This window comes from Brevibacterium sp. S111 (assembly GCF_004745075.1).
Lineage (GTDB): Bacteria > Actinomycetota > Actinomycetes > Actinomycetales > Brevibacteriaceae > Brevibacterium.
In genome coordinates this window covers 22,369-48,621 of the sequence record NZ_RHFH01000015.1, presented here as the reverse complement: position 1 = coordinate 48,621, position 26,253 = coordinate 22,369, and the positions used below count along the sequence as shown (strand labels likewise).

Here is a 26,253-nt window from a genome sequence, read left to right as displayed (position 1 = left end):
CCTCATATTGTCCAGGGCACGGGCACGGTTGACAGGCTGCCGAGTTTAATCGCGGCGACGCCTCGTCGAACCTCAGCTGAACAGAACACCCCGGGGGCAGGTGAGCACACCAGGTGCACTGCGTGACCTGGAAAAACGTTATTGAAACGTACTCAATATTGGTCAAGACACTAGTCCTGCTGTGCCTACTATCGAGTCATATATCTCCCTGCAACAATTTGGACTCGAAGGAACCCTGCCCTTGACCTACTATCAGCCCGTTCAGTATGCCCAATTGCGTCCCCAACCGAAGAACGGATTCGGCACAACAGCACTCGTTTTAGGGATCGTTGCGCTCGTACTCGGGTTCATCCCATTCGTATCGCTTTTCACTGCAATACCACTGGGCATCATTGGTGGGATCTTCGGAATACTCGGAATCGTCAGGGTGTCCAAGCGGGTTGCAACGAATAAAGTAGCGTCAATCTTCGGCCTCGTCGCTTCAGTTCTCGCAGTCCTCCTAGCCCTGGCTTCCAGCATTACAACCGGTGCTTTCATCGGATCACTTGGTTCAGATCAAAAGGACACGCAGTCAGCAGCACAACCAGCAGCGGAGCCGGCCGAAGACGTTCAAGAAATGGAACCGAAGACTGACCAATTTCCGGGACAGACTGAAGACGACATCGTCGGCAAACCAGGCGAAGAAATCAGCACCCGCGGCGTCAAGGTCACGGCTGAAGAGTTACGGACCGTCAATGATACTTTCGGCGCCCAGCTGTGCTCGAAAGTCACAATCAAGAATGACGGCGACTCAGAAGTTTCGTACAACGCTATCGACTGGAAGCTTCAGTATCCATCCGGAGACATGAAAGACACGACCCTCTCTGGCGAGGATCCCCTCAGTTACGGAGATATTGCCCCCGGAGGTAGTGCCGACGGAAATCTGTGCTTTGCCGATACTGGCGAAAAAGGAAAGTACGCACTGATCAGCGACGAATTGTTCAGCTTCAGCAGCGAGCGCGCCGTTTGGATCACGAAGCGCTAGCAGTCACCACCATTCCGGCACATGATCGCCTCCCGTCTGCGACACTGTGTTCATGGATGCCACACCGCAGATCGTCGCGTACCAGCCGTCGCATCGTGACGCACTGCTGGATCTGTCGATTCGCGCATGGGAGCCGGTCTTCCCGCTGCTTGAGACCGACGTTCCGGGCTTCGTCTACGAATCGTTCTACCCGCGAGGTTGGCGGGAACGTCAGTATGACGATCTCGCGCAGACGCTCGACGGCGAACCGCAGCAGATCGATGTCGCTCTGGTGGCCGAGGAACCGGCGGGATGGGTCTGCACTCGCCTGCATCCGGAGGACCGCATGGGCGAAGTCTACGTGCTCGCGGTTGATCCACGATTCCAGCGGCAGGGCGTCGGCAATGCACTCCTTGAGTATTCGTTCGAGCGCATCAGGCGTGCCGGAATGAACATGGTCATGGTCGAGACCGGTGATGATCGGGGTCATGCCCCAGCACGGTCGGCATACGAGTCAGCCGGATTCGAACGCTGGCCGGTCGCCCGATACTTCAAAGACCTCAACCAATAAGTCCCATCACCGACTCCTTGACCTGCAGGGCGGCGAGGAACCCGAACAGGGCCAAGCACACGGCCAGCAGCACGTTCGACCACTTCGTGTTGCGCAGCTGAGCCGGCACGGATGAGCGATTGAGGATGACGAGCAGCGCCAGGGCGAGCACCGGCAGAATGAACGCGCTGATCGCTGCGTAGACGAGCACGAGGGTGACGGGTTTGCCGAGGCTCATGATGACCAACGTTGCGATCGAGAGGTAGACGAGGACGCCGCGGAATTCGATCGACTTCGCCGACATCTCATTGGCCGGTTCGTCCTGGTGCGGGTAGCGGCGCAGCACGCGCAGGCAGTCGGCGGTGACGTAGGCGATTCCGGAGAACCCGCCGAGCACGCTCGTATACACCACGGCGAGGAAGCTGATGAGGAACACGAGCCGGCCGGTCTCACCGATCCGACCCACCAGGTCATCGGCGATCGCGAACAGCGCATCATTGTCCGAAATCGTGAAGCCCTGCCCGTAGAGGATGAAGGCACCCACGGCGCTCATCGCCACGGCGAAGACGAAGACGAGTCCGTAGCTGATGAACAGGTCGAGCCGGACGACGGGCTTCCAGTCGGGGGTCCGCCATGCCTTCTCACGGATCCAGAACGAGTAGGCGAGGATGCCGGTCGCTCCCCCGACTCCGCCGATGAGCGACATCACCGTGATGATCGAGGTGTTCGGGAACGTCGGCACGATCGTCGCCGCGGCGACCTCCTGCGCGTCCTGGCCTTGGAACACGGAGATCGCCAGGGCGAGGATGCCGAAGAACATGATGATTCCGAAGCCCATCATCGCCTTTTCCACGATCCCGTACCGGCCGATGCCGACAAGCACCGCGGCGGAGAGGAGCACGACGATCGCGGTCGGCCAGAACGGCAGGACGGGGAAGATCGCCTGCAGGATCGTCGTCGTCACCGCGATGACACCGGCCCCGAAGAACAGTCCGACAAGCAGCTCTGCGATGAGGAACAGCACCGGGAACGTCCGTCCGCCGAACCGGGTGAGGTGGGAGATCAAAGACCGGTCACCGCTCATCTGCAGCCGGGATACTGCCTCGGAGAGGACGAATTTGAGGATGATCCCGACGGTGAACACCCAGATGAGCGCCAGACCGTATTCGGCGCCGGAGTTCATCGTCGTGATCATGTCCGAGGCCCCGACGCTGGCCAACGCCAGAACGATCCCCGGACCGATGAGCCGCAGTCGTCCGGTCAGTGATGTCGGCGCCGAGGCGGCGTTCTTCGTCTGCGTCGTCGTTTCGGCGGACATTGGCGGGGTGGGCTCCTTCACGTGGGTACGTCGACGGCGCCGCCGGAACCGTTGTCTCGGGGCATCGTTCGCTCAGGAGAGTATCGCCGAAGTTATCGAATCGCGGGACCGAAGTCTCAACACCCGGGAAGCGCCCCTGCTTCAAACCATGTCGCGGCGCACTTCACCGCCCGCTCAAGGCCCATTCTAGTCGCCGAATCCGAGGCCGATTCGCAGTCTTCGAGCGTATATTCGACGCCATGGCTGCAGCACTCGATGAAGGACCCTTCTTCCACGGCACCCGTGCCGAACTCGCACCCGGCGACCTGCTGACCGCAGGCTTCGCTTCGAACTACCGACCCGAAGTGACGCTGAATCACATCTACTTCACGGCCCTGCCCGACGGTGCAGGATTGGCCGCCGAGGTGGCCGCCCTCAACGGCGGACAGCCGCACGTCTACGAGGTTGAACCCCTCGGTGACTACGACGACGACCCGAACGTCACGGACAAGAAGTTCCCCGGCAACCCCACCCGTTCCTTTCGCAGCACCGAACCCCTGCGCATCGTCCGCGAGGTCACCGACTGGAAGCGCCTGAGCGAGCAGGACCTGCGAATGTGGCGCGAGAGGCTGGCGGCCATCCGCGAGGACGATGACAAAGAGATCATCAACTGACACCGCCGAGGCGGCACATCCCACTGCGCCTGCGAGGAGTCAACCTCGCTTCGCCCCGAAGGCCGCCTGGGCTCAGTCCTGCTTTGCTCCGAACACCGGGTGATCGCTGGCGATCGAGATGCGGTTGAACGCGTTGATGAGGATCGTCGACCATTCGATCGCAGAGATCTGCTCGGTCGTCAGGAATTGCGCCACCTCAGCGGCGATCGCATCGCGATCCTCCGTCTTGTCAAGCACGGTCAACGACTCGGCCAGGGTCAGCGCCGCGAACTCCTGATCAGTGAAGATCTCGGCCTCATACCAACTCGGCAGCACATCGAGCTTGAGCTGGGAGACGCCGGCTTTCCTGGCCGCCGGGGCATGGATGCTCAGGCAGGTGCGGCAGCCATTGATCTGCGAGACCCGCGTGTTCACGAGCTCGATGAGCGCGTCATCAAGACCCGCTTCGCGCGACGCCTTCCGCGAACTCGCGGCCGCCTGGGCCAGCGCCTTGTAGTTCTCGGGGTGGATCTTGTCGATGAATGGTCGACTTGCGTTGCTCATACCCTCACTCACGCCTGTCGCTTGACGATGTCGATATCGGCGCCCGTCGCATTGCGGAACTTACCGCCTTGAGCCGCATAATCATCGCCGGTTTCCTGCAGCTTCTTGACGAAGAGCGGGCAGACGGGCACGACGGTCACTCCGCGTTCGCGTGAGTCCTCGAGTGCCTCGGCGACGAGGATCTTCGATAACCCACGACCGCCGAACTGCTCGTCGACAACGGTGTGATGGAAGATGCGCTCGGTCTCCGCGTCGGGTCCGGGCAGGAAGAACGCGCTCCCGGCGACTGTCCCGTCCGCCACGGTGATCTCATAGGCCTGCGCTGATTCGTTCAGCGAGACCGTGACCTCGGCCCCGGTCTTGTCTTCGAATGTCTTCGACATGGTTAACGCTCCTTATTTCTGGACCTGCGGGGGCGGATTCCTCCGCGCTTTGATCGTCACGTCGGGCATCCTCGGCGCGGGGAGCCTGCCCATGCCATCGGCGTTCTGACCGGGTCCACCCTTGCCGACGTATCCCTCGACGGCGCCGAAGCGATCGCCTTCGGCCTGCCATTCCTCACGGTAGGCCGCGACCTCCTCGTGGGTGCGGCCGAGGAAATTCCACCACATGACGATCTCTTCGGTGAACGGTTCACCGCCGATGAGGATGAGCCGGCCGGGTTCGTCGCTGCGATTGGCGATGCGCAGCTCCTCGACGCCGATGCCCGTATAGCCGATCGCCGCGACCGGCAGATCGACGTTCTCCAGCGCAATATCACCGGAATCGACGAGGAGGCCGTGCTCGAACCGCGGATCTACGGGCAGGTCGATGGTTGCGCCCGGATCGAGGCGTATCTCGACGCCGACCAGCGGGGTGTGCGTGTGCACCGGAGACTCCGTTCCCCAGAGTTTCCCGAGGAAGACGAGCATCTCCCCGCCGTCTAGCGACACCGGCTCGGGTTCGAAATGCTCGAATTCGCGTTCGGGCTGGTGTCGGGTGGCATCGGGCAGAGCCAGCCACAGTTGGACGCCGTGCAGGGTCGTCGTGTCGTCGGTCGAGACTTCGGAATGGCAGATGCCGGCGCCTGCGGTCATGAGGTTGACTTCGCCGGGCAGGACGAGGCCCGCGTTTCCGCCGGAATCGATGTGTTGGATGGCGCCTTGGAACAACCAGCTGACGGTCTGCAATCCGGTGTGCGGGTGGGGTGCGACGTCCATTCCGCCGGTGACGGAGACGTCCGCCGGGCCGTAGTGGTCGACGAAGCACCACGGGCCGATGAGAGAACGCTGGCGCTGCGGGAGGGTCCGCCGCACGGTCATCGCGCGGGGCCCACCCAGCGGCACGTCGCGGGAGGTGATGATCTCGACTGGGGAACGTCCCTGCTGGTCGCAGGAGGGCCCGGGCAGTCCCCCGGCCTTGCAGACTACCTGCTCGGGACGGGTCTCAACGTTGCTCATGGCCTCAGCCTAGCCGTCTTCGACAGGCGCGGGGAGGGGCGGCGGCAGGCCCCCTTGACCGCTGGCTGAGCTTTGTGAGTCAGCTACCCCACCGGGCAGATCTTGGACACGAGCTGGAAGATCTCCTCCGCCTCGGCGTCCGTGAGACCGGAGAAGGCGGAGATGATGATCTCACCGTTCGACTCAGCCGCCTCGGCGCAGAGCTTCTGCCCCGCCTCGGTGAGGGCGACGAGTACCCCGCGGTGGTCTTCCGGGTCGGCTGCCTGGGTCACGAGCCCGCGCCCCTCGAGTTTGCCGAGCAGACGGCTGAGCGCACTGCGGCTCATCACCAGACTGCGCAACAGGTCGCGCTGCCTGACCTGCGCCGAGGTCGACGCATTGATGAGCACATCGAATTGATTGGCGCTGAGCCCATGGCGGGTCCGGAACTCGTGTTCGAACCGCGTCATAAAGTCCTGATACTTCTCCATCATCAGCCGCCAGGCCGCGATCTTGATCGGGCCGTTCTGCCTGATCATGCTGCTGACGGGAGTCGTCTCTTCCATCTGCCTGTCTCTCCCTCACGAACTGCCATCCGATGTGTCGGCCGGCACTTTTGTTGCACCGTCAACAAAATCGTAGTTCAATGTTGTACCTGGCCCTGAGTTAACAGGCCACGTCGACGATCCCCTCGTCGAAGTACCGAAGTATCCCCTACGTACCCCCGGCGATCACGGATGAAAGCGGTCTCCCCACGACCCTTCATCACCGGCCGGGGGTATCGTATTGCCTCCTGCGCCTGAAGCTGACCTCGCAGGCGAAACGCCTGCACCGAACGGCGAAGCGGCGCTCGGCCCAGCGGTCGGTTCAGATCTCCCGCAGATGCAGCCTCCCCTGACGTCTGGCCATGAACATCGCCACGCCGATTGCGGCGAGTGCCGCGACTGCGCCGATGAGGTCGAGCACATAGTCGGGAGTGACCAGACCGATCGCTCCGAGCGCCAGTACGATGCGCAGCCAGATCGGCAGCGGAACGAACAGGTGCCCTTCGGCAGCGACCGCGAGCAGCGCGACCCCGATGAGCAGAATGACTGCGGCCCTCACCGTGTCCGCCGCGGTGCCGTCAAGCATGAGCAGCTCGGGTTGATAGACGAAGACGAAGGGCACGATGAGCCCGCCGAGTGCCAGACGCATCGCGACGAAACCGGTCCGCATCGGACTGCCGCCCGAGAGGCCGGCCGCCGCGAAAGCCGCCAGGGCCACTGGCGGGGTGATATTGGCGAAGAGCCCGAAGTAGAAGACGAAGAGATGCGCAGCCAGGGGCGCCACGTCGAGCTGGACGAGGGCGGGCGCGGCCATCGTGGCAACGATGATGTAGGCCGGGATCGACGGCAGCCCCATGCCCAGGATGATGCAGGCGACGGCGGTCATCAGCAGCGTCGGCAGGAGGAGACCACCACCGATGGTGACGATAGTCCCCGCCAGTTTGACGCCGAAACCGGTCTGAGTGGCGACGCCGACGATGATGCCCACACATGCACAGGCCACCGCCACGGACACTGCGGTCAGCGCCCCGTCGCGCAGGGCGTGGACGATGTCGAGCAGCGACATCCGAGTGCTCTTGCGCACCATCGCCGCGGCGATCGTGACAAAGATCGTCGTCACGGCCGCGAAGAGGATCGTCGTCCCGGAGAAGAAGAGCATGTAGAGCAGGAACAGCAGCGGAAGCAGCAGGTGCCCCCGTTCCTTGATCACGTCCATCACTGCCGGCAGGTTCTCCCGGCTGATGCCGCGCAGTCCCTGACTCGTGGCACGCAGGTGCACCTGGATGAGAATGCCGAGGTAGTACAGGACGGCCGGAATGATGGCGACGAGGACGATCTGCGTGTACGGAATTCCGAGAGTCTCGGCCATGATGAAAGCCGCAGCGCCCATGATCGGTGGCATGATCTGACCACCCACCGAGGCTGCCGACTCGACAGCACCGGCGAAGTTGCGCTGGTACCCCACCCGTTTCATCATCGGAATCGTGAAGGCCCCGGTGGTGACGACATTGGCGATCGCCGAGCCGTTGATCGACCCGAGGAATCCGGAGGCGAGCACCGCGACCTTGGCCGGGCCCCCGCGCGCCTGGCCGGCGAGGGCCAACGCGATGTCGTTGAAGAACTGGCCCATCCCCGATTTCTGCAGAATGGCGCCGAAGAGGATGAACAGGAAGATGTAGGTCGAGGACACACCGATGGCTGTGGAGAAGATACCTTCGGTCGACTCGTACATGAAGGTCACGATCCGGTCGAGGTCGTAGCCGCGGTGTCGGAAGAGTCCGGGCATCGACCGGCCGTAATAGTCGTAGACGATGAAGAGCACGGCGAGGATCGGCAGGATCAGACCGGTGACCCGTCGAGCGGCCTCGAGGACGAGGACGAGACAGATGACGGAGAAGACGACGTCGATGGTCTCGAATCGGCCGCCGCTGACGGTCAGGCGATCGAAGACCACGGCGAGGTAGACGGCGATGGCGATGGAGCCGGCGATGCACAGCCAATCGAACCACGGCGGGGTCGATCGCGTCTCGCGGAGGCGGAAGCGCTGAACCGCGAAGCAGAGGACGAGGATCGCGCCGACGTGGATGCCGCGATGAACCAGGGTCGGCGGCCCTCCGAAGAGGGCGTAGTAGATCTGGTAGAGGGAGAGGCCGACAGCGAATACGGTCAGCGGCAGCGCCCACTTCGTTGACCAGATGTCGCGTGTGCGCGATTCGCGATCGTACTTCTCCACCGTTTCGATCGACTCCGGGGGCGGAGCATCGGTGGGCAATGAGTTCGTCATAGTATTCAGTCTCCGATCAGGATCATCTCGGCGCGGACATGGTGGCCGATCGCCCGGGTCGGCAGCAGGAGTTCGCCGTTGAAGTAGATCCGGTGGTGGACGCGGTGTGAGTGGATCCAGCGCACTGCGGGAAAGCGCTCATCGAGGCCGCAGAGCCGGACCATGTCGCCGTCGAGCTCGGTCTGCGGGGCCTCGAACGGGGTACCCGCACCCATCAGCGACAGTTCGGTGCAGTCGAGGACGAGCTCGTCGCCGTCGGCCCGGTAGTACTCCCACCAGGGGGTCTTGTCGACCGAGTGCATCCACGTCATCGCCACCTCGTCGTCGCCGTCGATGGGCACCGACCGATACACCTGGTCACCCGGTTCCTGCTGTCGGATGACCAGCCGCCTCGGTGCGGGACCGGACATCGACGTCGGAACGGCGATGCCCAGCCCCACCGTGGTGGCGAGCGTAAGAGCCGCCCGGCGGGTCAGGCTCGAAATGGCTCAGCCCTGTTCGTCGAAGTACTTCTTCGCGCCGGGGGCGAGTTCGCTCACGGGCACGTCCTGCGCGTTGTCCACGGTGATGTCCTTCGCCGCGCTGTGCGAGCTCTGGACCTTGTCGATGTTGTCGAACAGGGTCTTCGTGATGTCATAGACGGCGTCCTCGCTGAGCGAGGGGCTGACCACAAGGAGGTTGGGGATCGTCAGGGTCTGCGCGGCTTCACTGTCGCCGTAGGTCCCGGCTGGGACCTCGCCTTCGCCGAAGTAGTCGTATTCGGACAGCAGCTTCTCCCGTCCGTCGCCGGTGAATGGGACGACCTTGACGTCGTCGCTGGTCGCGAGGTCGGTGACCGCAGAGTTCGGCAGACCGCTGGTGACGAATGCAGCGTCGAGCTGTCCGTTGCGCATTTGGTCGACCGCCTCGGCGTAGGGCAGGTAGTCGGCGCTGAAGTCGTCGTAGCTGAGGCCGTAGGCGTCGACGACGGTCCGAGCGTTGAGCTCGACGCCGGAGTTCTGATCGCCGACGGAGATCGACTTGCCCTTGATGTCCTCAATGGACTCGATGCCCGACCCCTCGACTGTGACAAGCTGGACGTACTGGTCGTAGAGATTCGCGACGACCGGCAGGGAATCGATCTGTTTGCCCTCGAACGCACCTTCCCCGGCCAGGGCCTGGTCGACTGCATCGCCCTGGGTGAACGCGAGCTCCGCACCGCCGTCCTGGATGAGGGTGAGGTTCTCCACCGAGGCGCCCGTCGACTGTACCGAGGTATCCGCGCCCAGTTCGTCGGCGAGGATTTCCGACATCGTGGCACCGACCTGGTAATACACGCCTGAGGAACCGCCGGTGGCGATCGTGATGAAGTCGGCGCTCTGCTCACCGCCCTCTCCGCTCTCACCTCCTCCTCCGCCTCCGCCGCAAGCGGAAGCCAACAGAGTCACGGCCGCGATTCCTGCGGCTGCTGCGAGAGTGCGGGGTCGGCGAAGAGTGCGCGTCATTGTGTTCTCCTTCGAATCCTGAAAATCAGGTGACAATTGCGTGAGCAATACCTACGTACTGCACCCTAGAGGATCGCCATAGCCCTTGCCATAGTCAGGCCGCCTGCAAGATCGATTGTGACCAATCCGTTTCCCCGATGCGTCGACAGCCCGGGCGACGAAGCCGCCTCCGCCCAGAACTTCATCATCAGACTGCCGCTCTGTCCGCCGCCGCAATTGCGATGCTGCCGCTGGAGCGCTGCTCAGTCGAGCGGAATCCGCTTCCGCCACGGCCACCACACGCTGCGACCGAGGTCGTGGACGAGCGCGGGCACCACGAGCGATCTGACGAGGATCGCGTCGAGGAGAACGCCGAAGGTGACGATGAAAGCGAGCTGGAAGAGGAACATCACCGGGATGACGGCGAGCGCGGCAAAGGTCGCGGCCAGCACGATGCCCGCCGAGGTGATCACCCCGCCCGTGGAGACGAGCCCCTTGAGCACGCCGGCCCGGGTTCCCAGATGCAGCGATTCCTCCCGCACCCGCGACATGAGGAAGATGTTGTAGTCGATGCCGAGCGCGACGAGGAAGACGAACGCATAGAGCGGCACCGAGGGATCGGCACCGGAGAACCCGATGGCATCGTTGAACACGAGCGCGGAGACGCCCAGCGCAGTGCCGAAGGACAGCACGGTGAGCACCACGAGCAGCAGCGGGGCCAGCAGGGACCGCAGCAGCAGGATGAGGATGACCGTGATGACGACGAGGATGAGCGGGATGGCCAAGGTCCGGTCCGCCTCGGCGGTGGTGTTCGTGTCGAGGTCGACCGCGGATTCCCCGCCGACGAGGGCGTGCGCGTCGATGTCGTGCACGGCATCGCGGATCTCGGTGACCGTCGATTCGGCCTCGTCCGAATCCGCGACGGCGGTCAGGGTCGCCTCCAGCAGGACCTTGCCGTCGACCTCGGTCGGGGTCGGCTGCGACTCCCCCGACTGCCCGGACACGTCCGAGCCGCCGGCTCCCGGGCGACCGCGCGGTTGTTCGAGCTCGCCGTCCTTGCCGATGGACAGCGTCCCGCTCGGGGAATCGTTCGCGACGACGGTCATCGATTCGACCCCGCCGAGGCGGCCGACCGCCTTCGCGGCATCGCTGAGCTCATCTTTCGCCACGACGATCTGTGCCGGGGACCCGGAGCCGCCGGGGAAGTGATCGGCCAGGATGTCCTGGCCGTCGCGGGCTTCGGAGTCGCCGAGGACGAAGTCGGACTGTGGGACTCCCTCGGCCTTGAACTGCGGGAGGGCGAGCAGCGGGATGGCGAGGATGATGACGAGCGTGACCCAGATGCGGCGCGGATGGTCGGCAACCGCCTCGGCGATGCGGGCCCAGATCCCGCGTTTGGGCTTCGCCGTTTCGGCCTGGGGGCGCGGAAGGAAGGGCCAGAACACGGCTCGGCCGATGATCATCAGTGCGGCGGGCAGGAAGGTCAAGGCCGCGAGCATCGCCACGACGATGCCGATCGCGGCGACGGGGCCGAGCGCTCTGGTTGAGGCAAGATCGGTGAGCAGGAGGACGAGGAGCCCAGCGATGACGGTGCCGCCGGAGGCCGCGATCGGTTCGAGAACTCCCTTGACGGCGCTCAGACCGGCTCTGACTCGGTCGGACTCGTGGAGGAGTGCGTCGCGGAACCGGGCGACGACGAGGAGGGAGTAGTCCGTGGTGGCGCCGACAACGAGGATGAAGAGAATGCCTTGGACCTGCCCGTTGATCAGGAGGATACCGGCATCGGCGAGATGCCAGACGATGAAGATCGAGGCGGCGAGCGCGGCGACCGAAGTGAAGAGGACGATGACGGGCAGCAGCGGGGACCGGTAGACGATGATGAGAATGACGAAGACGGCGATGAGCGCGACGAGCAGGAGGATGCCGTCGATGCCGGCGAAGGCTTCGGAGAGGTCGGCGGAGAATCCCGCCGGACCGGTGACGTGGACGTCTGCCACGGTTGTCGGGAGATTGCTGGTCTGACCTGGGGTCATATCGGCGGCAGTCGCGGTCGGGAAGACCTTCCCGACCGCGGCTCGGATGGATTCGACGTCATCGGCCGTCGTCGCCTGTGAGACCGGGAGGATGAGTTGGAGGGCCTCACCATCATCGGACGGGATGGCCGGTGAGGGATCGGCGGCCAGCAGGTCGTCGTCTTCGAGCGTCTTCGTCAGCTCATCGAGTCGGGCCCGATCGTCGTCGGTGACTCCATCACGGTTCTCGAGCACGACGATGGCAGGTACGTAGTCCAGGTCGCTGAACTTCTCGATCTGGTCCTGGGCACGGGTGGATTCCGCGGATTCGGGGAGGAACGACGAGCGGTCGTTCGTGGCCACTTCGGAGATCTTGCCGAAGTACGGGCCTCCGACACCGGAGATGCCGACCCAGGCGACGAGGAGGACGGCGAAGAGGGCGATGAGTGGCTTGCGCCCGCGGACTGGGTCGCCGACACCGGTGGTGGCCTTGCTGACAGAGCGTTGCGCGTCCCGATCGTTGTCGGGACGTGGCGGCTGCGGGGTGCGGGTCAGCAGAAAGTGCGGCATGACCTCAGCCTACGCGGAGGGCCGGACCACAGAGACGGAGAGGTAGAAGCGGAATCACATGGTGGGTCTTCCGGCGCCGACAGCGGGCACCGTTGACCGGGACGAACACGTAGAGTTGAGGGAATGAGTTCCTTCGTCATTCCCGCTTTCGTGGCCGTCCTCGTCGGCTGCGGCATCGCGGTCCTCGCCTTTGTACCGTTCGTCGCGATCAGCTATCGCCGCCGAGGCGGGCTCACCTTCGGACACACGCTCGTCTGGCTCGCCGCCGCCATCTACGCGATGGCATTGTGGACGTACACGCTGCTGCCGGTCCCTCCGGCCGATGAAATCACCTGTGCGGCAGTGCAGCTGCGACCCTTCCAGTTCATCGCCGACATCCTCAGCTTCAACACTGGCAGTGTCCGAGCTCTGATGACCAACCCGGCGGTCCTGCAGGTTGCGCTCAACGTCATCCTCTTCGTTCCACTCGGTTGGTTCGTCAGGCAGCTCGCCGGACGAGGCATCATCGTGGCGACGATGACGGGGCTGGCCGCCTCGGCGCTCATCGAGTTCACACAGATCACCGGTATCTGGGGAATCTACTCCTGCGCCTACCGGGTCTTCGACGTCGACGATCTCATGATGAATACCCTCGGCGCGGTCCTCGGCTCTCTCGCAAGCCTGCTCCTCCTGCGCAGGAGGGAGGGCCTGCAGGAGGTCGACGCGCCACGCCCGATCACGGTGACCCGTCGGCTCACCGGCATCCTCTGTGATCTGCTCATCTGGGTGCTGTTCAGCTGGACCGTCTCCCTCGTCTTCGGAGTCACCGCCGCCGTCCTCGATGACGGCGCGCTCACTGAGCCGGGCCCGATCGTGGCGCTCATCGGCTTCATCCTGCCCTTCGCCGCTCAGCTGTTCTCGGTGCTCAGCAGAGGTGTGACAATCGGCGAGCGCCTCGTCCTCATCGCGGCTGTGCAGGTCCGCCACCCCGTGGCGGTCGGTCGGACCCTGCGGTTCCTCTTCGGCATCGGCGGATACATGCTGCTGTCCCAATGGGCGTTCCCGCTCTCCGGGCTGCTCCTCTTCCTCCTTGTCGCCGTCTCTGCCGTCACTGTCTTCACAACTCGCCGTCATCGGGGCCTGGCATGCGTGGTGTCGGGAACCGAGATCGACGACGTCAGGGCAAGAACCGCGACAGTGCAGGATTCGCTCGACGGCTGAAGGCTCCGGGGCGTTCGCAGACAGCCTCCGGTTTCGACAAGGTGGCCCCACAGTCCCGGCGAAGTGCTCCTGCCTCAGTGAGGAGTCCCCGCCTCGGCGAGGTGGGCGATGAGGGGCCAGGTGTGCGCGGATCGCTGCAGAGCGTACTCGCTGTCGACGGCATCGACGGCGCGTGCCCGCCATTGCGCCCAGTTCATGCACAGCCTCATCAGTGCCATCTCGCCGACGACCTCGAGTTCCGCCGGGTCGGGTTCGAGCACTCTGCGATACCCGTCGACGACGGCGCGGAACGCGGCCTCGGGATCGCTGCGGCGCAGCATCGCGTACGCTCCTGAGATCGCGAGGTCGGAGATCCGCGGGGCGCACACGGCGTCATTGAAGTCGATCACTCCGGCCACGGCCGTCCCGGCCTCGTCGAGGACGACGTTCGCGTCGTGCAAGTCGTGGTGGATGACCGCCCGCGGGAGGGCACTGAGCCGCGGGAGCACGCGCTCGGCGAAATGATCGGTGATGCGCCGGACGACAGACACGCGCCCTTCCAGCTCTGCCTCGTCTCGCTCTCCGCTTCCTCGCTCAAGTCGGTCGAGTGCACGTCCGACGACGAGAGGGCCACGCTCGATCATCCAGTCGTGCCCCGGCACGTCCGTCGGCATCTCGACTGCTTCCAGCGCCAGAGTCAGTCGTGCCGAGGTCTGTCCGAGCGAATGCAGCAGCTCGGCCCCGGCACCGCCGGCTCTCGGATTCTCGTTCCACAGCCGCCCGGGAATCCACGTGACCACCCGCACGAGGCGCGTGCCGATGCGCACGTGCCCGCGCCCGTCGGGTGCCGGCAGGATTCTCGGGGTCCGGAACGTCACCTCCCGACTCGCCGCCGCAGCCTCGAGTACCGCCTCCTGCCAGCGAAGCATCCCCTCGCCGAGGCTGCCCGGACTCACCTTCGCCAGCAGCATCCCGTGAGTGGGATCGACGAACCGAACGTTGACGTCGAACTCCCCCTTGAACAGCTTCGGCTGCTCCACCTGCACCCCATAGAGGTCGCTGAGCTCGGACATGATCACTGCGAGATCGGGCGGCAGCGTCTCCTCGGTCGAGGGCACGGGCTCATTCGCCTGCATTCGCGGCTTCCGCTTCGCCTCGGGCAAGTACGCGGGTGAACCCGTCGGCTAGCTCGCGCAGTTCGTCGTCGGTGATGACCAGCGGGGGCCGGATCTTGAGCACCGTGCCCGCCCGTCCGGTCGTGCTCACGAGTATCCGCTCGGCATACAGGCGCTCGACCATGGCCTTCGCCCGCTCGGCCGCCGCCTCGGCGGTGATGTTCCCGGTCTCGAAGTCGATGCCGACCATGAGTCCGCTGCGGCGCACCAGCGCGGGCGTGTTCGAAGCCTCGATCGCGTCGATGAGCAGATTCTCGAGCAGTCGACCGCCTTCTTGTGCCCGTGCGGTCAGGTCACCGGATTCGAGGGCGGTGAGCACCACCTCGGCGGCGGCGATGGGAACGGCGGTGCCCGCGAAGGTGTTGAAGTAGCGCTGCTCGGCACCGAAGTCGTCAAAGATCTGCCGCGGCCCGAGCACCGCAGAGATCGGCAGCCCGTTGCCCATCGGCTTGCCCAAGGTGACGAGGTCGGGGAGGACGTCGAGACGCTGGAAGCCCCAATCGGCGCCCGTACGACCGAAGCCGGACTGCACCTCGTCGGCGATCCAGAGTCCCCCGTGGTCGCGCACAGCTCGAGCGGTGGCGGCGAGAGAGCGGGGTTCGAGGATCCCGTCGCTGGTCACGGTCGAGTCGAGGATGAAGGCCCCGAGGGGATGCCCGCGTGCCCTGAGTCGCCGGGCGGCTTCGGCGATCGCCTCGGCGAGCTGGTCGTCGAAGTCGGCGGCGTCCCAGGCGGGCAGGTCGATCGGTTCGACGTGGTCACCGACCTCCGTGCCGACGAGGCTCGGGGAGATAGCGGCAACCGCCGAGGTGGTCCCGTGGTAGGCATGGCGCGTGACGATGAGACCGTCGCGGCCTGTGTTGTGGGCGGCGAGGCGCAATGCGAGGTCGTTGGCCTCGGAGCCGCTGCAGGCGAAGACGACAGCTTCGAGGGGTGCGGGAAAACGGTCGACGAGGCGCCGCGCATAGTCGATGACCCCCTCGTCGAGGTAGCGCGTGTGCGAGTTCGCGCGGCCGAGTTCCGCAGCCACGGCAGAGCGCACCGCCGGAGAGGAATGGCCGAGGACCGGCACATTGTTGTAGGCGTCGAGGTAGTCCTCGCCGTTGACATCGGTGATCGTGCAGCCGCGGGCGGAGGCGACGGTGAGCGGTTCGGAGTAGAAGGTCCGATAGGTCCCGCCGAGCACGCGTGAGCGGTCCTTCGCCAACGCGGTTGCCGGTGCTGACTCGTCTGCCATGGTCGACTCTCCTCTTCGAAACGTCTGTGAGCTTACCTCAGAGGCACGGTCAGGCCGACCCTGGGGAAGTGTCGGGGCCGGCCGTCAGGCTCCGCCTATTCGACCGTATCGAGGCATTGCAGTGCGAGGACGACCTCTGCAGCGATCCGGGGATCGGTGAGCCGTGCGCCCAAGGCTTTCTCGATCTGCCCGAGCCGGTAACGCACAGTATTCTCGTGGACGTGCAGCCGAGCAGCGGACTCCGCGATCCTGCCGCCACTGTCGACGTACGTGCGCAGAGTGGTGGACGCTTCGGGCCCGGTCATGATCGGTGCGATGAAGCCAGCGACGAGACGGCGGTCGAAACGCGCACTCATCCGTGCCGCGGCCCATTCGATCGGGCGCATTCGGTCGACGAACGCGAATATCGGCTCGCTCACTGATTCAAGAGCCACATTCGCAGTCTGCAGCATCTCGGGCACCTGACTCAGCGACGTGAAGAGGCCGGACACTCCGGCGCCGAGGAGGCCGGGAGCATCCAGGCGACTTTCGACATCGAAATCCCCCGAGCACACCGCTGTCTGTTCGATCGACGATGTTCCGTTCCCGGTCTCCCTGATGACGAGCCCGCCGCCTGGAGGCAGCGACGTTCGAGCCGCCTCCGTATCGGATACGTCGAGCCGAATTCGCACTGCGCGGATCGGCTCGTAGGCGACGAAGCCGAAGCTTTCGAGAAGCCGCCAGATCGCCGGTTCTCGTCCCGGTGAGACCCCGGCTTCGAGGTCCCGCAGCACTCGGAACGATTCCTCTCGCCGATTGCTGATCGAAAACGACTCGAAGCCTTCGAAAGCCCGTAGGAGCTTGGTCATGACATCGAGGATCAGGCCGCCGGCGGCACTGTTCTTCGTCTCCGCAGTTTCATCATCGTGCACGGCGATGACGATGACGTGGTTGCGGCTTCGCAGACGAACCGCCTGAGCACAGACGTGCCAGCGTCCGATGGTTCCCGACTTCGGCTCGGCTCCCCGCGCATGGTCGGCATCTGTGACAGCTTCACCTTGCACCCACTGAGAAATGAGATGAGTCGGCGCCGTACCGACAGATCGAATGACCTCTCCGAGCTCATTGACCACCAGCCCCGCGCCCTTGCTGAGTCTTGCCGCGCGCAGAAGCGTCGATTCCAGAGGGTCGGAGGAATTCAGACCACTCATCAGCTCGTCGAAGACTTCCTCTCGAGTCAGCGGAATTCGGTTCGGAATCATCTGCGTCCCTCCTCGCCGTCGCAGGTGCCGAGTCACCAGCGGGCCAGCCATCTGCAACGATGGCCACCCTTTGTGATTTTCACAAATCTTATCTTTTCATCCTTCACCTGCTCCATTGACCCGCTCAAATGTCGAGGGCCAGGCTATGGAGAACATCACAATCAAAGGAGATGACCGTGCCAGATCTACGCGTCGCAGTCGACGTCGGCGGAACATTCACCGACATCTGCGTTTTCGACGAATCCACCCAGAAGATGAGGGTGACGAAAGTGCCCTCGACCCCTGAGAACCCGATGGAGGCCGTCCTCAACGGAGTGAAGCGGGCAGACGTCGACCTCAGCCAGGTTGAACTCTTCTCGCACGGAACCACCGTTGCAACCAATGCGCTCATAACTCGTAGATTCCCCAAATCGGCGATGGTGACGACCAAGGGCTTCCGCGATGTCATCGAGATCCGTGATGGCACGAAAGATGATCTGTGGGACGCCTATTCGGACGTCTCCGGGCCCTATATTCGACGCCGCGACCGTTTCGAAGTCACCGAACGCGTCGACTATGCCGGCAATATCGTCACCGAACTCGACGAAGACGAGGCCCAGAATCTCGGACGCCTGCTGAGGAAGCGCGGCGCGACCACCGTCGCGGTCTGCTTCGTCAACTCGTATGCGAACGCCGCGAACGAAATCCGGATGCGCGAGATCCTCGCTGAGGAGTTGCCCGACGCCAGCATCTCGACGTCGGCCGAGGTGCTGCCGGAGATCTTCGAACACAACCGATTCAACACGACTGTGGCCAACGCCGTGCTCGGGCCCCTGGTTTCAGGCTATGTCGAACTGCTCGACAGCAACCTGACTGCTGACGGGTATTCGGGCGAGCTTCTGCTGCTCCATTCAGGTGGCGGGTCCATGACTGCGGAGCTCGTCAAGAAGTTTCCTGTCCGCCTGGCCGCCTCGGGGATCGCCGCAGGTGCGATCGCCGCTCAACACGTCGCTGAGCAGTGCGGCTACGAAAACGCTGTCGGTCTCGATATGGGCGGCACGTCGACGGACATCTCACTGATCGCAGACGGCGAGCTCCGAGAGACGAACGAATGGGAGGTCGAATACGGTCACCCGATTGTCTTCCCCAGCATCGAGGTGCTCACCATCGGCGCAGGTGGCGGCTCGCTGGCTCATATCGACATCGCAGGGTCGCTGCGAAACGGTCCTCAGTCAGCGGGAGCCGACCCCGGCCCCGTCTGCTATCGCCGCGGCGGCCAAGAACCGACGAACACCGACGCGAACCTCTGGCTCAATCGCCTGGGCACCGACCTCGCCGATGGCGAGATGACCTTGGACCGCGGCAGCTCTCGAGCCGCGATCAAGGAGAAGATCGCAGACCCGCTCGGTCTCGACGTCGACACTGCGGCCGAATCCATCGTCAAGGTGGCCAATGCGAATATGGCCGATGCTGTCCGTCTCGTGTCCATCCGACGCGGACTCGATCCGCGCGATTTCGCACTCATCGCGTTCGGAGGAGCCGGCGCCCTGCACGGGGCCGATGTGGCCCGCGAGCTCAATATCCCCTCGGTCATAGTTCCCCCGAGCCCCGGAGTCACCTCGGCCCTGGGATGTCTGCTCGTCGACATTCAGCACGACCTGTCGCAGATGTTCACCGGCGTCGCGGCCTCCGCAGATGCCGAATCGGTCGAACAGCACTTTCGCGAACTCGAGCTCGAAGGGCGAGAACGTCTTCGCCACGAGAAGGTCTCCGAGGAGGACGCCGTGCTCGAACGAGGCATATCGATGCGTTATCACGGCAATGGCGATCACTGCAGGTGCGGATGGGGTCGGGGCCGAACGCACTGAACGAAGCAGTCCAGCTCTTCCATGAAGAGCACGAAAAGCAGTACGCCTTCCGCCAGGACGATACCCCTGTGGAGATCTACCAGCTGCACCTCAAGGCGCTCGGAAAGACACCGAAGCCGGCTTTCAAACCGACGCCTGTCAGCAGCCAAGATCCAGGAGAGCCGATCGAGACGCGCGACGTGTTCTTCGACGGTCAGTGGTATTCGACTCCGGTCTACCAGCGCGAGAACCTGCCGTCGGGGGCAGCGTTCATCGGACCGGCGATTCTCAATCAGATCGACTCGACCACTGTGATCCCGCCGAATTCTTCGGCAGTGATCGACGAGTGGTTCAACATCCGCATCGCATTGACCACTGAGGCAGAGGAGCCGGCGCTGGCGTCAGCTGCCGACGATTCGACACAGAACGGCCTGTGAGGAGACGACCATGACCACCACAACGCAGCAATCCACATCCACTCTCGACCCGGTGACCTTCGAGGTTCTCAAGAACGCGTTCGCCACCAGCGTCGACCTCATGAGCGAGCAGATCCTGCGGACCTGCTATTCGTTCGTCATCTATTCCCGTGACTTCTCCTCTGCCTTGTGCGACCGCCATGGAAACACTGTCATGCAGGGCAGTGCCGACATCGCCGTCCACGTCGGCACTCTGCACTTCCAGTGCAAGGCCGTCATGGAGGAGTTCGGCGACGACATCAGCCCCGGTGACGTATTCCTCATCAACGACCCCTATCGAGGCGGCACCCACTTCAACGACGTCAGCTTCATTCGTCCGATCTTCGCTGATGACGAGATCATCGGTTTCGCGCAGAACAAAGGCCACTGGGCCGATATCGGCGGGTCCGTCCCGGGCTCGTTCGATGTCTCTGCCAGTGAGCACTTCGGTGAGGGGCTGCGCATCACGCCGCTGCGGGTCTGGCACAAAGGACGGTTCCTTCACGATGTTGCACAGCTGCTCGTGTCGAACACTCGCGCGCCGGACCAAGCCCTCGGCGACCTCAATGCGCAGGCAGAGGCCACAGCCGTATGCGAACGCGAAGTGCTCCGCCTCGTCGACAAATATTCGAAGGACACGGTCCTCGATGCGATGCAGGAGACGCAGGACTATGTCTGCCGCACCGTGCTCGCCAGCCTCGGCGATCTGCCGAAGGGCGAGTGGGAGACCGTTGACTTCCTCGACGGCGATCCGGCTAAGGGCGAGGGGCTGGCTCCGATCCGGGTGAAGCTCACGCTCGACGGGACAGGTATCCACTACGACCTCACGGGATCCGCCGAGGCGGTCTCCACGTTCCTCAACTCCGGCTACGGGACGACGTTCTCGGCGATCTACGCCGGCACGAAGACGTTTTTCCCCGAGGTTCCGCTCAACTCCGGGTTCTACCAGGCGGTGACCGCAGAGATCGGCGAGGAGGGCACCGTCGTCAACGCCGGCTGGCCGCATGCAGTGACCGGGTTCTGTTCGGGCCCGTACGAGAAGGTCATGAACGCGATCTTCGAACTGTGGTCCCACATCATGCCCGAACGCGCCATGGCGTGTGCATTCAACCTCGAGTATCTGCTCGTCGGCGGGCATGATGCCAGGACCGAGTCGAGCCCGTACTTCATGTGGTATGACTGGATGGCAGGCGGATGGGGCGGCCGGTCGACGAAGGACGGATCTTCGGCGACGTCGCCGGTATTCGGCACCGGACTCGCCGTCCAACCGGTCGAGGGACAGGAGCGCCTGACCCCGGTAGTCACGACTCAGCACTCGATCAACATCGATTCCGGCGGGCCGGGCAGGTTCCGAGGAGGATGTGGAGTGAATAAAGGCGGCATCCTCACCGATGCGACCGGTGCGGTGATGAGCTACTGCTGCGACCGCGGGCGGTCGACGACGTGGGGCATCAATGGCGGACTGCCGTCCATCCCGCACGGAGTCTGGCTCAATCCTTCGTCAGAGAACCCGCGCTACTTGGGTGCCACGTTCTCGAACGTCGCCATCAGCCCCGGTGATACGTTCGAACGCCCCAGCGCCGGAGGCGGCGGCTTCGGGGACCCGCTCGACCGGACCACTGCTGAGGTCCTCGAGGACGTCATCGACGGCTACGTCTCCATCGACCGCGCCGCCAAGGACTACGGCGTCGTCATCCGGGAGATCGATGCCGAGGTCGACGAATACGAGATCGACGAAGCCGCGACAGAGAAGGAACGGGCACGAATCCGGTCCGAACGTGCGTCCTGGCTGGAGGCCGACCCCGCCGAGGTGGCCCGCCGTTACCGCGATGGTGAGATCACCGTCCACGACGTCATCCGCCAGTACGGCGTCGTGCTCGATTGGGGCACCGGAGAGTTGCTGGAGAAGTCAACGGGACAGTTCCGCGACAGTATGCGGACTCGGTCGGCTGCGCACTGGAGCTGATGACTTCAAGCAGCCGGGGCGCTCGTCCACTCAAGGCGAGCGCCCCGACCACCACCCCTTCGACGAAGAACTGCCCTACGGCTGGACCGCTATCCGCAGCGGCAGCGTCATCATCGCGCCCACCGGTGAGGTGCTGGCCGGACCAGTCTGCGAAGAGGAGACGATCCTCTACGCCGACATCGACCCGAGTGCCAAAACCCGTTCGCACCTCGATTTCGATCCGGCCGAACACTGCCCCCGACCGAACCCATTTTGGACAGGTCATCGGTTCGCGTCCTGATGACCTGTCCAGAATGTGATGTCGACCCGCACCTAATGTGATGGCGGCTTGTCCCTAATGTGGTGCTTCCACACTTCGCCCGGGTGCAGTGAGCGTTAACCCATCATTGGCCGCCGCTCACGACGACGTGCCCTCATCCCCAGCGCTACGTCGAAGACGAGGATAACGACGAGGCTGATGCCCACCAGCGGCAGGAACAGGCCGGTCACGATCGCGGCAACACCGACCGCAGCCATCCCCCACCACGGAACCCAATTCAGCACACCACGTGCGGGTGCGCGCCCGAACCTCTTCGCCGGATTCCGCTTCGGCCGCCTCTGCCACCACATGACATATCCCCAGACGACCATCGATGCGATGCCGAGGGCCAGGGCGAAGAGGACAATCTGGTTGGCCAGTCCGAACAGTGTGCCCATGTGCAGGTCGACACCCCAGCGGGCGAGCTTCGCCGCTGCCCCGTAATCGGAGAAGTCGACACGGTCAGTGGCCTCCATCGTCTCGGGGTCGAAGGCGACCGCATCGACCTGAGTAGGCCAGCTGCGCTGGATCTCCTGCACCACCCACGCTGATCCGTCTGCCTCGGGCGGCAGGATCTCTACCTCCCCGGAGTCGATACCGACTCCGCGCGCCATCGACAGCATCATGTCGAAGTCGGCCGGATCGATGACGGAACGAGCAGCGGCAGGGTCGGCCGCCTCGGCGGAGGTTCCATGATGCGCATGCGCACCGGCGCTCGCTGCACCCGCTGCGTCTTCCGCGTCGCTATGACCGCCGAGTTCCGTCGATACCGCCGGGGTCTCCCAGCTCAGCGCAGCGCGCAGCTTCGTCACGTTCTCCCCGCCGAACTGCGACCAGGTGATCCCGGTGGCCGAGAGGAAGAGCATCCCGATCGCCGCCCAGACGCCCACCGAGGCATGCCAGGAGAACGTGCGCCTCAGCCCCTTGTGCTTCCGGCTCGGCCGCAGCATCGCGGCGGGCTTCTTCGTTTTGCGAGCCCGGAGGATCCAGAGCACGAGACCTGCCGCGGCGACGATTCCCAACCATGAGGCGGCGAGTTCGCTGTAGATCCGTCCGACGTCGCCGAGGTGGAGGCTCCGGTGCATCTGATCGATCCACGTCCGCAGCGGCAGGGCACCCGAGGTTCCGTAGACGGTGAGGTCACCGACCACCTCGGCGGTGGCGGGGTCGACGAAGATCGCCCGGGATTCGCTCTCGCCGAGGCTGGGATCGGAATACATCACCCGCGTGGTGTCGCCCGGCTCGGGTGCCGGTCGCACGGCGGACAGCGTCGAATCGCTGCCTGCGATCACGGTGTTCGCGGCCTCGATCTGGTCGGCCAGTGGCAGCGGATCGTCGGCGGCGGGGACGCTGAGCTGGTCGGCATAGACCAGCTTCTCGAGCGTCGGACTGATCGCGTAGGCCGCCCCGGTGAGCGCGGCGATGAGGATGAACGGACCGATGAGGATCCCCGCGTAGAAGTGGAGACGGCGCAGAAGCGGGCCTAACCACGGAACGGGCCTGTCGGAGCGGTCGGGGTCGTCACGGTGGAGGGTCGGTTCCGAGCCCGAACTTTCGGGCACGGTTGATGAAGGTGTGGTCATAATGATGCTTTCTCTCAGGTGCGCTGAACCGGATCGGGTCGGCCTGATGCCCTCGCCGAGCAGATGCTGTCGACGGGCAGTTGCGGTCGGCAGTCGTCGCACACTACACGCAGTCGCGGTCGACGACCAGATACGGTCAGCAGTGATCGCACCGACTCACGAGAGCCGATGCGCGGATGTGATGAGTGTCAGAAAGCAGGCTGCGGTGGCCCTCGCCGCAACACCGGGGATCGGCACACACCGAGGCTGCGAGGCAGTTCGGGCTCGAAGCCGATCAGCGACCGCGGCTTCTCGATCTGCGCCCTGATGGTGACGAGACGCGGGATGACCGCTCGGATGATGAGGCGGGCGAACTCGCCGAGCATGACCGGCAGTCGCTCAGCCCAGTAGATCATCGCGATCGTCACGATCCCGGCAACGCAATGGGCCAGCAGCATCGCGGGCGACGAGTGCGAATGCATCTGGGCTGCTGCACCCACAGAACCGTCCATGGCAGGCATGACTGCGGAATCATGAGTCATCTGCACCAAGCCGCCGGGCGTCGAGTGCATCGCCGTGTGGTGGACTCCGTGCGCCGGCGAGTGGTGAGAGTGCGAGCCGAGGAGCGCGGCGAGACCGTTGTCGGAGCGTGCCGTCGCGTTCAGCGATGCGGAACCGTGCGGAGTGAAGAGGGAGAACAGAAGGTGGAAGAGCGTTTGGCTGATTCCGACCGAGACCGTCAGCCGCGGCAGCGACAAGTGGCGCCCGGACAGGAGGACACAGACGAGGATCGACAGCGCCAGCGGGACGATGACACCCATCGCGGTCGGAAAGGATCCCCCGCCGAGGATGTGCGACGTCAGTGCGACAAAGGTCGCGAATGCTGCGGCGAGGGTGCCGCGCAGAGCGCGCCGGTGCCTGACTTCGATCTCCACGGTGACATTCTCACATAGGTGGGCCCTGCCCGAGAGATCGTGCGAAATCGGCCCTTGCAACAGGAAGTGAACCATAGGTACAGTACCAATATGACTACGGCCCCGCAGACGTCATCGCCAGCCAACGCCCGTGCGCTTCTCCTCCCGTACACGCTCGGCCTCGTGCTCGCCATGGCCATCGTTCAGATCGTCATTGCGGCCACCGGCGGCGAGATCACGATCCTCGCTGGAATCCTCACCGCGCTTGTCGCCCTCGGAATCGTGGTGTGGCTGTGGCGGAAACTGACCGTGCTCAAACGCGTCCGCTTCGGTGTCGTCATCGCGCATGTCATCGCGTTCGTCACCGTCACCACCTCCTTCAATCTGCACGCGATCTTCCGGGCGATGTTCCTAGGCTTCGAAGTCGACGGCGCCGGAGACGCGGCTCGCAATCTGCTCGAGAGCTCCTGGTTCGGGGCCACCATCGTGATGAGCTCCCTGTGGGGGCTTGGACTGCTGGTCCACCTCCTCGGCTCAGTCCTCGGCCGCGGCTGGGAGGACTGAGGATGGCGGCAGAGTCTCGCGGCACCACGAACGAGGCAATCGACATCACAGCTGGGGCGAACGGCAGCTCGGCCGCACTCACCCCGGAAGAGCGGGAGTGGCTCGACCACCGCGTCGAGTCCTGGGTCGAGACCTACAAGAAGTCGATGCTCACCCCGATCACTCTGTCGCTCGTTGCCGAGCATCAGCCGGCCGAGATCTCCACCGTCGCCGAGGCGGTCACCGCCGCCACCGGCTGGCAGATCACCGAGCGCGGTCTCTACCGCACGATCAAACGATTGCAGGATTCAGGGTTCCTGCAGAGCACAGCCGCCGATGCGCCGCGGACCGGGGCGAAGCGCAAGCTGCTGGACCTGACTCCGCTGGGGGCGAGCTTCCTCAGCAAAATCAAGGGCAACCTCGTCGAGGTTCCGAGTCGATAGCGAGTCGACCTGACCGCGCGACGGGTCCGTTCGTCCGTCGCGCCCTCGCCTCGACGCCCGCCGGGCCCGATCGGCCGGTGCGCAGTCGTCAGGATCTATTTGAAAGCCGGTTCGTTCTCTTCGAGCTTGGGAACCGAGACACCCAGACGCCGGGCATCGGCGAGGACATCTCGCGGGTAGACGGCCTTCGCCTCGTAGTCGATGTGACCGGCGTCCTGGGCCTGCCTCATGATGACAGCGGAGATGGAGTCACCGGCCAACAGCTTCCCCGACACAAGCGCGAGGACGCCTGCAGGAACATATTTCACCGCACCCGCACCGAGCCGTGCGGCGCCTCCCTTCGCCGTGAGCACGGGGATCATCTCACGGATGAGTCGGACGACTTCGCGCAGAGCCAGCCGGGATCGGACGAGAGCGTCGAAGCTTCCCATGCGCAGCCATCCGATCATGATGGCGGCATCGAGGATGAAGTGGAACCACAGCCAGCTCCGGAAATCCGCCACGTGCGAAGCCGAGAATCCGGCGGCTTCAAAGAGCTCGGTGACTTCACGGTGCCGGATGGTGTGGCTCGACCCGTCGATATCGCCGAAGAAGACGGTCCTCATAAATCCGCCGCGCAGAGTATTGCCCGAGAATCCGCCTCCGCCGCCGGGGAAGCCCCACACGACGTGATCGCGGGGCAGCGACCGTATCGCAGCTGCGGGTTCGGCCCAGATATTGTTGAAGATGAGCACAGTGGCTCTGCCGACCCGTGTACTGAGGTAGTCGACTACGGTCTCCAGCTGGTCGTGGTTGACGCTGACGATGATGAGGTCGTAGTCGTGATCAGCCTCGAGGTCCTCACGCAGCTTGATGGGCCACGGTCCTGTCACCGGTGCCCCCTTCAACGACTTCTTCCTGCCGTCTCTGATGTCCAGATCGACCGACTGACCGAAGTCGACGGCGCGCCCGGGTCGAACGTAGAAGTCGACGTCGTTCCCCGCCTTGTCCAGGGCCCATCCATACAGCGTCGAAATGACCCCGCGGCCGAACATCAAAATCTTCATCTCTGCGAC

General features: G+C 64.3%; 24 protein-coding genes. 9 read left to right on the top strand and 15 right to left on the bottom strand.

Features of this window, described 5'->3' with window-relative positions; translation table 11 throughout:
• Positions 1 to 241: 241 nt before the first annotated feature.
• On the top strand, positions 242 to 1,024 hold the full coding sequence (locus EB836_RS15325) for a DUF4352 domain-containing protein (RefSeq protein ID WP_135541918.1): 783 nt from the start codon (positions 242 to 244) through the stop codon (positions 1,022 to 1,024).
• A gap of 52 nt (positions 1,025 to 1,076) precedes the next feature.
• On the top strand, positions 1,077 to 1,574 hold the full coding sequence (locus tag EB836_RS15320; RefSeq protein WP_062860577.1) for a GNAT family N-acetyltransferase: 498 nt from the start codon (positions 1,077 to 1,079) through the stop codon (positions 1,572 to 1,574).
• Here EB836_RS15320 and EB836_RS15315 read toward each other — a convergent pair.
• A complete protein-coding gene (locus tag EB836_RS15315) occupies positions 1,564 to 2,871 on the bottom strand; it encodes an Nramp family divalent metal transporter (protein ID WP_135541916.1) in 1,308 nt (435 codons plus the stop codon). The genes EB836_RS15320 and EB836_RS15315 overlap by 11 nt on opposite strands.
• A gap of 239 nt (positions 2,872 to 3,110) precedes the next feature.
• Here EB836_RS15315 and arr point away from each other — a divergent pair, with 239 nt between their 5' ends.
• The gene (arr, locus tag EB836_RS15310) at positions 3,111 to 3,524 is read left to right on the top strand and encodes an NAD(+)--rifampin ADP-ribosyltransferase (RefSeq protein WP_135541914.1); all 414 of its coding nucleotides are present in this window, start codon (positions 3,111 to 3,113) and stop codon (positions 3,522 to 3,524) included.
• A 72-nt stretch (positions 3,525 to 3,596) separates the two neighbouring features.
• Here arr and EB836_RS15305 read toward each other — a convergent pair whose 3' ends face one another.
• The 8 genes from EB836_RS15305 to EB836_RS15270 form a co-directional block, all read right to left on the bottom strand.
• On the bottom strand, positions 3,597 to 4,067 hold the full coding sequence (locus EB836_RS15305; RefSeq protein ID WP_135541912.1) for a carboxymuconolactone decarboxylase family protein: 471 nt from the start codon (positions 4,065 to 4,067) through the stop codon (positions 3,597 to 3,599).
• A gap of 8 nt (positions 4,068 to 4,075) precedes the next feature.
• Complete coding sequence (locus EB836_RS15300; RefSeq protein ID WP_135541910.1) at positions 4,076 to 4,450, bottom strand: GNAT family N-acetyltransferase; 375 nt, start codon at positions 4,448 to 4,450, stop codon at positions 4,076 to 4,078.
• 12 nt (positions 4,451 to 4,462) lie between these two features.
• The gene (locus EB836_RS15295) at positions 4,463 to 5,506 is read right to left on the bottom strand and encodes a pirin family protein (protein ID WP_135541908.1); all 1,044 of its coding nucleotides are present in this window, start codon (positions 5,504 to 5,506) and stop codon (positions 4,463 to 4,465) included.
• An 83-nt stretch (positions 5,507 to 5,589) separates the two neighbouring features.
• The gene (locus EB836_RS15290; RefSeq protein ID WP_135541906.1) at positions 5,590 to 6,051 is read right to left on the bottom strand and encodes a MarR family transcriptional regulator; all 462 of its coding nucleotides are present in this window, start codon (positions 6,049 to 6,051) and stop codon (positions 5,590 to 5,592) included.
• Positions 6,052 to 6,352: 301 nt separating this feature from the next.
• The gene (locus tag EB836_RS15285) at positions 6,353 to 8,314 is read right to left on the bottom strand and encodes a TRAP transporter permease (RefSeq protein WP_135541905.1); all 1,962 of its coding nucleotides are present in this window, start codon (positions 8,312 to 8,314) and stop codon (positions 6,353 to 6,355) included.
• A gap of 5 nt (positions 8,315 to 8,319) precedes the next feature.
• On the bottom strand, positions 8,320 to 8,754 hold the full coding sequence (locus tag EB836_RS15280) for a DUF1850 domain-containing protein (RefSeq protein WP_135541903.1): 435 nt from the start codon (positions 8,752 to 8,754) through the stop codon (positions 8,320 to 8,322).
• A 48-nt stretch (positions 8,755 to 8,802) separates the two neighbouring features.
• The gene (locus EB836_RS15275; protein ID WP_135541901.1) at positions 8,803 to 9,798 is read right to left on the bottom strand and encodes a TAXI family TRAP transporter solute-binding subunit; all 996 of its coding nucleotides are present in this window, start codon (positions 9,796 to 9,798) and stop codon (positions 8,803 to 8,805) included.
• Positions 9,799 to 10,040: 242 nt separating this feature from the next.
• On the bottom strand, positions 10,041 to 12,359 hold the full coding sequence (locus EB836_RS15270) for an MMPL family transporter (protein ID WP_135541899.1): 2,319 nt from the start codon (positions 12,357 to 12,359) through the stop codon (positions 10,041 to 10,043).
• Between the two features lie 123 nt (positions 12,360 to 12,482).
• Here EB836_RS15270 and EB836_RS15265 point away from each other — a divergent pair, with 123 nt between their 5' ends.
• Positions 12,483 to 13,559 (top strand): VanZ family protein, encoded by a 1,077-nt coding sequence (locus EB836_RS15265; RefSeq protein ID WP_135541897.1) that lies wholly within the window; start codon positions 12,483 to 12,485, stop codon positions 13,557 to 13,559.
• 74 nt (positions 13,560 to 13,633) lie between these two features.
• Here EB836_RS15265 and EB836_RS15260 read toward each other — a convergent pair whose 3' ends face one another.
• The 3 genes from EB836_RS15260 to EB836_RS15250 form a co-directional block, all read right to left on the bottom strand.
• On the bottom strand, positions 13,634 to 14,656 hold the full coding sequence (locus EB836_RS15260) for a phosphotransferase (protein WP_167854482.1): 1,023 nt from the start codon (positions 14,654 to 14,656) through the stop codon (positions 13,634 to 13,636).
• Positions 14,657 to 14,660: 4 nt separating this feature from the next.
• A complete protein-coding gene (locus tag EB836_RS15255) occupies positions 14,661 to 15,950 on the bottom strand; it encodes an aminotransferase class III-fold pyridoxal phosphate-dependent enzyme (RefSeq protein WP_135541893.1) in 1,290 nt (429 codons plus the stop codon).
• Positions 15,951 to 16,045: 95 nt separating this feature from the next.
• A complete protein-coding gene (locus tag EB836_RS15250) occupies positions 16,046 to 17,191 on the bottom strand; it encodes a PucR family transcriptional regulator (RefSeq protein WP_167854481.1) in 1,146 nt (381 codons plus the stop codon).
• Between the two features lie 176 nt (positions 17,192 to 17,367).
• On the opposite strand from EB836_RS15250, the gene EB836_RS15245 reads away from it, so the two are divergent.
• Genes EB836_RS15245 through EB836_RS15240 form a run of 3 tightly spaced genes read left to right on the top strand, consistent with a single transcriptional unit; the run spans position 17,368 to position 21,438 of the window.
• Positions 17,368 to 19,038: a hydantoinase/oxoprolinase family protein gene (locus tag EB836_RS15245; protein ID WP_346763097.1), complete on the top strand. Its 1,671-nt coding sequence runs from the start codon at positions 17,368 to 17,370 to the stop codon at positions 19,036 to 19,038.
• On the top strand, positions 19,014 to 19,454 hold the full coding sequence (locus EB836_RS18710; RefSeq protein ID WP_346763096.1) for a hypothetical protein: 441 nt from the start codon (positions 19,014 to 19,016) through the stop codon (positions 19,452 to 19,454). Before EB836_RS15245 ends, EB836_RS18710 begins: the two co-directional genes overlap by 25 nt.
• Before the next feature lie 10 nt (positions 19,455 to 19,464).
• The gene (locus EB836_RS15240; protein ID WP_135541890.1) at positions 19,465 to 21,438 is read left to right on the top strand and encodes a hydantoinase B/oxoprolinase family protein; all 1,974 of its coding nucleotides are present in this window, start codon (positions 19,465 to 19,467) and stop codon (positions 21,436 to 21,438) included.
• Between the two features lie 375 nt (positions 21,439 to 21,813).
• On the opposite strand, the gene EB836_RS15235 is transcribed toward EB836_RS15240, so the two are convergent.
• Together EB836_RS15235 and EB836_RS15230 are read right to left on the bottom strand one after the other, a co-directional pair.
• Complete coding sequence (locus EB836_RS15235) at positions 21,814 to 23,319, bottom strand: PepSY-associated TM helix domain-containing protein (RefSeq protein WP_135541888.1); 1,506 nt, start codon at positions 23,317 to 23,319, stop codon at positions 21,814 to 21,816.
• Positions 23,320 to 23,507: 188 nt separating this feature from the next.
• On the bottom strand, positions 23,508 to 24,233 hold the full coding sequence (locus tag EB836_RS15230; protein ID WP_240690043.1) for a hypothetical protein: 726 nt from the start codon (positions 24,231 to 24,233) through the stop codon (positions 23,508 to 23,510).
• 90 nt (positions 24,234 to 24,323) lie between these two features.
• On the opposite strand from EB836_RS15230, the gene EB836_RS15225 reads away from it, so the two are divergent.
• Together EB836_RS15225 and EB836_RS15220 are read left to right on the top strand one after the other, a co-directional pair.
• Entirely contained in the window at positions 24,324 to 24,776 is a 453-nt protein-coding gene (locus EB836_RS15225; protein ID WP_135541886.1) for a hypothetical protein, read from the top strand.
• A 2-nt stretch (positions 24,777 to 24,778) separates the two neighbouring features.
• Complete coding sequence (locus tag EB836_RS15220; RefSeq protein ID WP_135541884.1) at positions 24,779 to 25,198, top strand: helix-turn-helix transcriptional regulator; 420 nt, start codon at positions 24,779 to 24,781, stop codon at positions 25,196 to 25,198.
• Between the two features lie 95 nt (positions 25,199 to 25,293).
• On the opposite strand, the gene EB836_RS15215 is transcribed toward EB836_RS15220, so the two are convergent.
• A complete protein-coding gene (locus EB836_RS15215) occupies positions 25,294 to 26,244 on the bottom strand; it encodes a 2-dehydropantoate 2-reductase N-terminal domain-containing protein (protein WP_135541882.1) in 951 nt (316 codons plus the stop codon).
• Between the last annotated feature and the right edge of the window lie 9 nt (positions 26,245 to 26,253).

Coding starts and splice junctions, on each gene's coding strand:
- EB836_RS15320 (WP_062860577.1), top strand. CDS start 1,077: ATGGATGCCACACCGCAGATCGTCGCGTACCAGCCGTCGCATCGTGAC.
- EB836_RS15285 (WP_135541905.1), bottom strand. CDS start 8,314: ATGACGAACTCATTGCCCACCGATGCTCCGCCCCCGGAGTCGATCGAA.
- EB836_RS15250 (WP_167854481.1), bottom strand. CDS start 17,191: ATGATTCCGAACCGAATTCCGCTGACTCGAGAGGAAGTCTTCGACGAG.
- arr (WP_135541914.1), top strand. CDS start 3,111: ATGGCTGCAGCACTCGATGAAGGACCCTTCTTCCACGGCACCCGTGCC.
- EB836_RS15305 (WP_135541912.1), bottom strand. CDS start 4,067: ATGAGCAACGCAAGTCGACCATTCATCGACAAGATCCACCCCGAGAAC.
- EB836_RS15225 (WP_135541886.1), top strand. CDS start 24,324: ATGACTACGGCCCCGCAGACGTCATCGCCAGCCAACGCCCGTGCGCTT.
- EB836_RS15290 (WP_135541906.1), bottom strand. CDS start 6,051: ATGGAAGAGACGACTCCCGTCAGCAGCATGATCAGGCAGAACGGCCCG.
- EB836_RS15220 (WP_135541884.1), top strand. CDS start 24,779: ATGGCGGCAGAGTCTCGCGGCACCACGAACGAGGCAATCGACATCACA.
- EB836_RS15265 (WP_135541897.1), top strand. CDS start 12,483: ATGAGTTCCTTCGTCATTCCCGCTTTCGTGGCCGTCCTCGTCGGCTGC.
- EB836_RS15270 (WP_135541899.1), bottom strand. CDS start 12,359: ATGCCGCACTTTCTGCTGACCCGCACCCCGCAGCCGCCACGTCCCGAC.
- EB836_RS15240 (WP_135541890.1), top strand. CDS start 19,465: ATGACCACCACAACGCAGCAATCCACATCCACTCTCGACCCGGTGACC.
- EB836_RS15275 (WP_135541901.1), bottom strand. CDS start 9,798: ATGACGCGCACTCTTCGCCGACCCCGCACTCTCGCAGCAGCCGCAGGA.
- EB836_RS15235 (WP_135541888.1), bottom strand. CDS start 23,319: ATGACCACACCTTCATCAACCGTGCCCGAAAGTTCGGGCTCGGAACCG.
- EB836_RS15315 (WP_135541916.1), bottom strand. CDS start 2,871: ATGTCCGCCGAAACGACGACGCAGACGAAGAACGCCGCCTCGGCGCCG.
- EB836_RS18710 (WP_346763096.1), top strand. CDS start 19,014: ATGGGGTCGGGGCCGAACGCACTGAACGAAGCAGTCCAGCTCTTCCAT.
- EB836_RS15255 (WP_135541893.1), bottom strand. CDS start 15,950: ATGGCAGACGAGTCAGCACCGGCAACCGCGTTGGCGAAGGACCGCTCA.
- EB836_RS15295 (WP_135541908.1), bottom strand. CDS start 5,506: ATGAGCAACGTTGAGACCCGTCCCGAGCAGGTAGTCTGCAAGGCCGGG.
- EB836_RS15215 (WP_135541882.1), bottom strand. CDS start 26,244: ATGAAGATTTTGATGTTCGGCCGCGGGGTCATTTCGACGCTGTATGGA.
- EB836_RS15300 (WP_135541910.1), bottom strand. CDS start 4,450: ATGTCGAAGACATTCGAAGACAAGACCGGGGCCGAGGTCACGGTCTCG.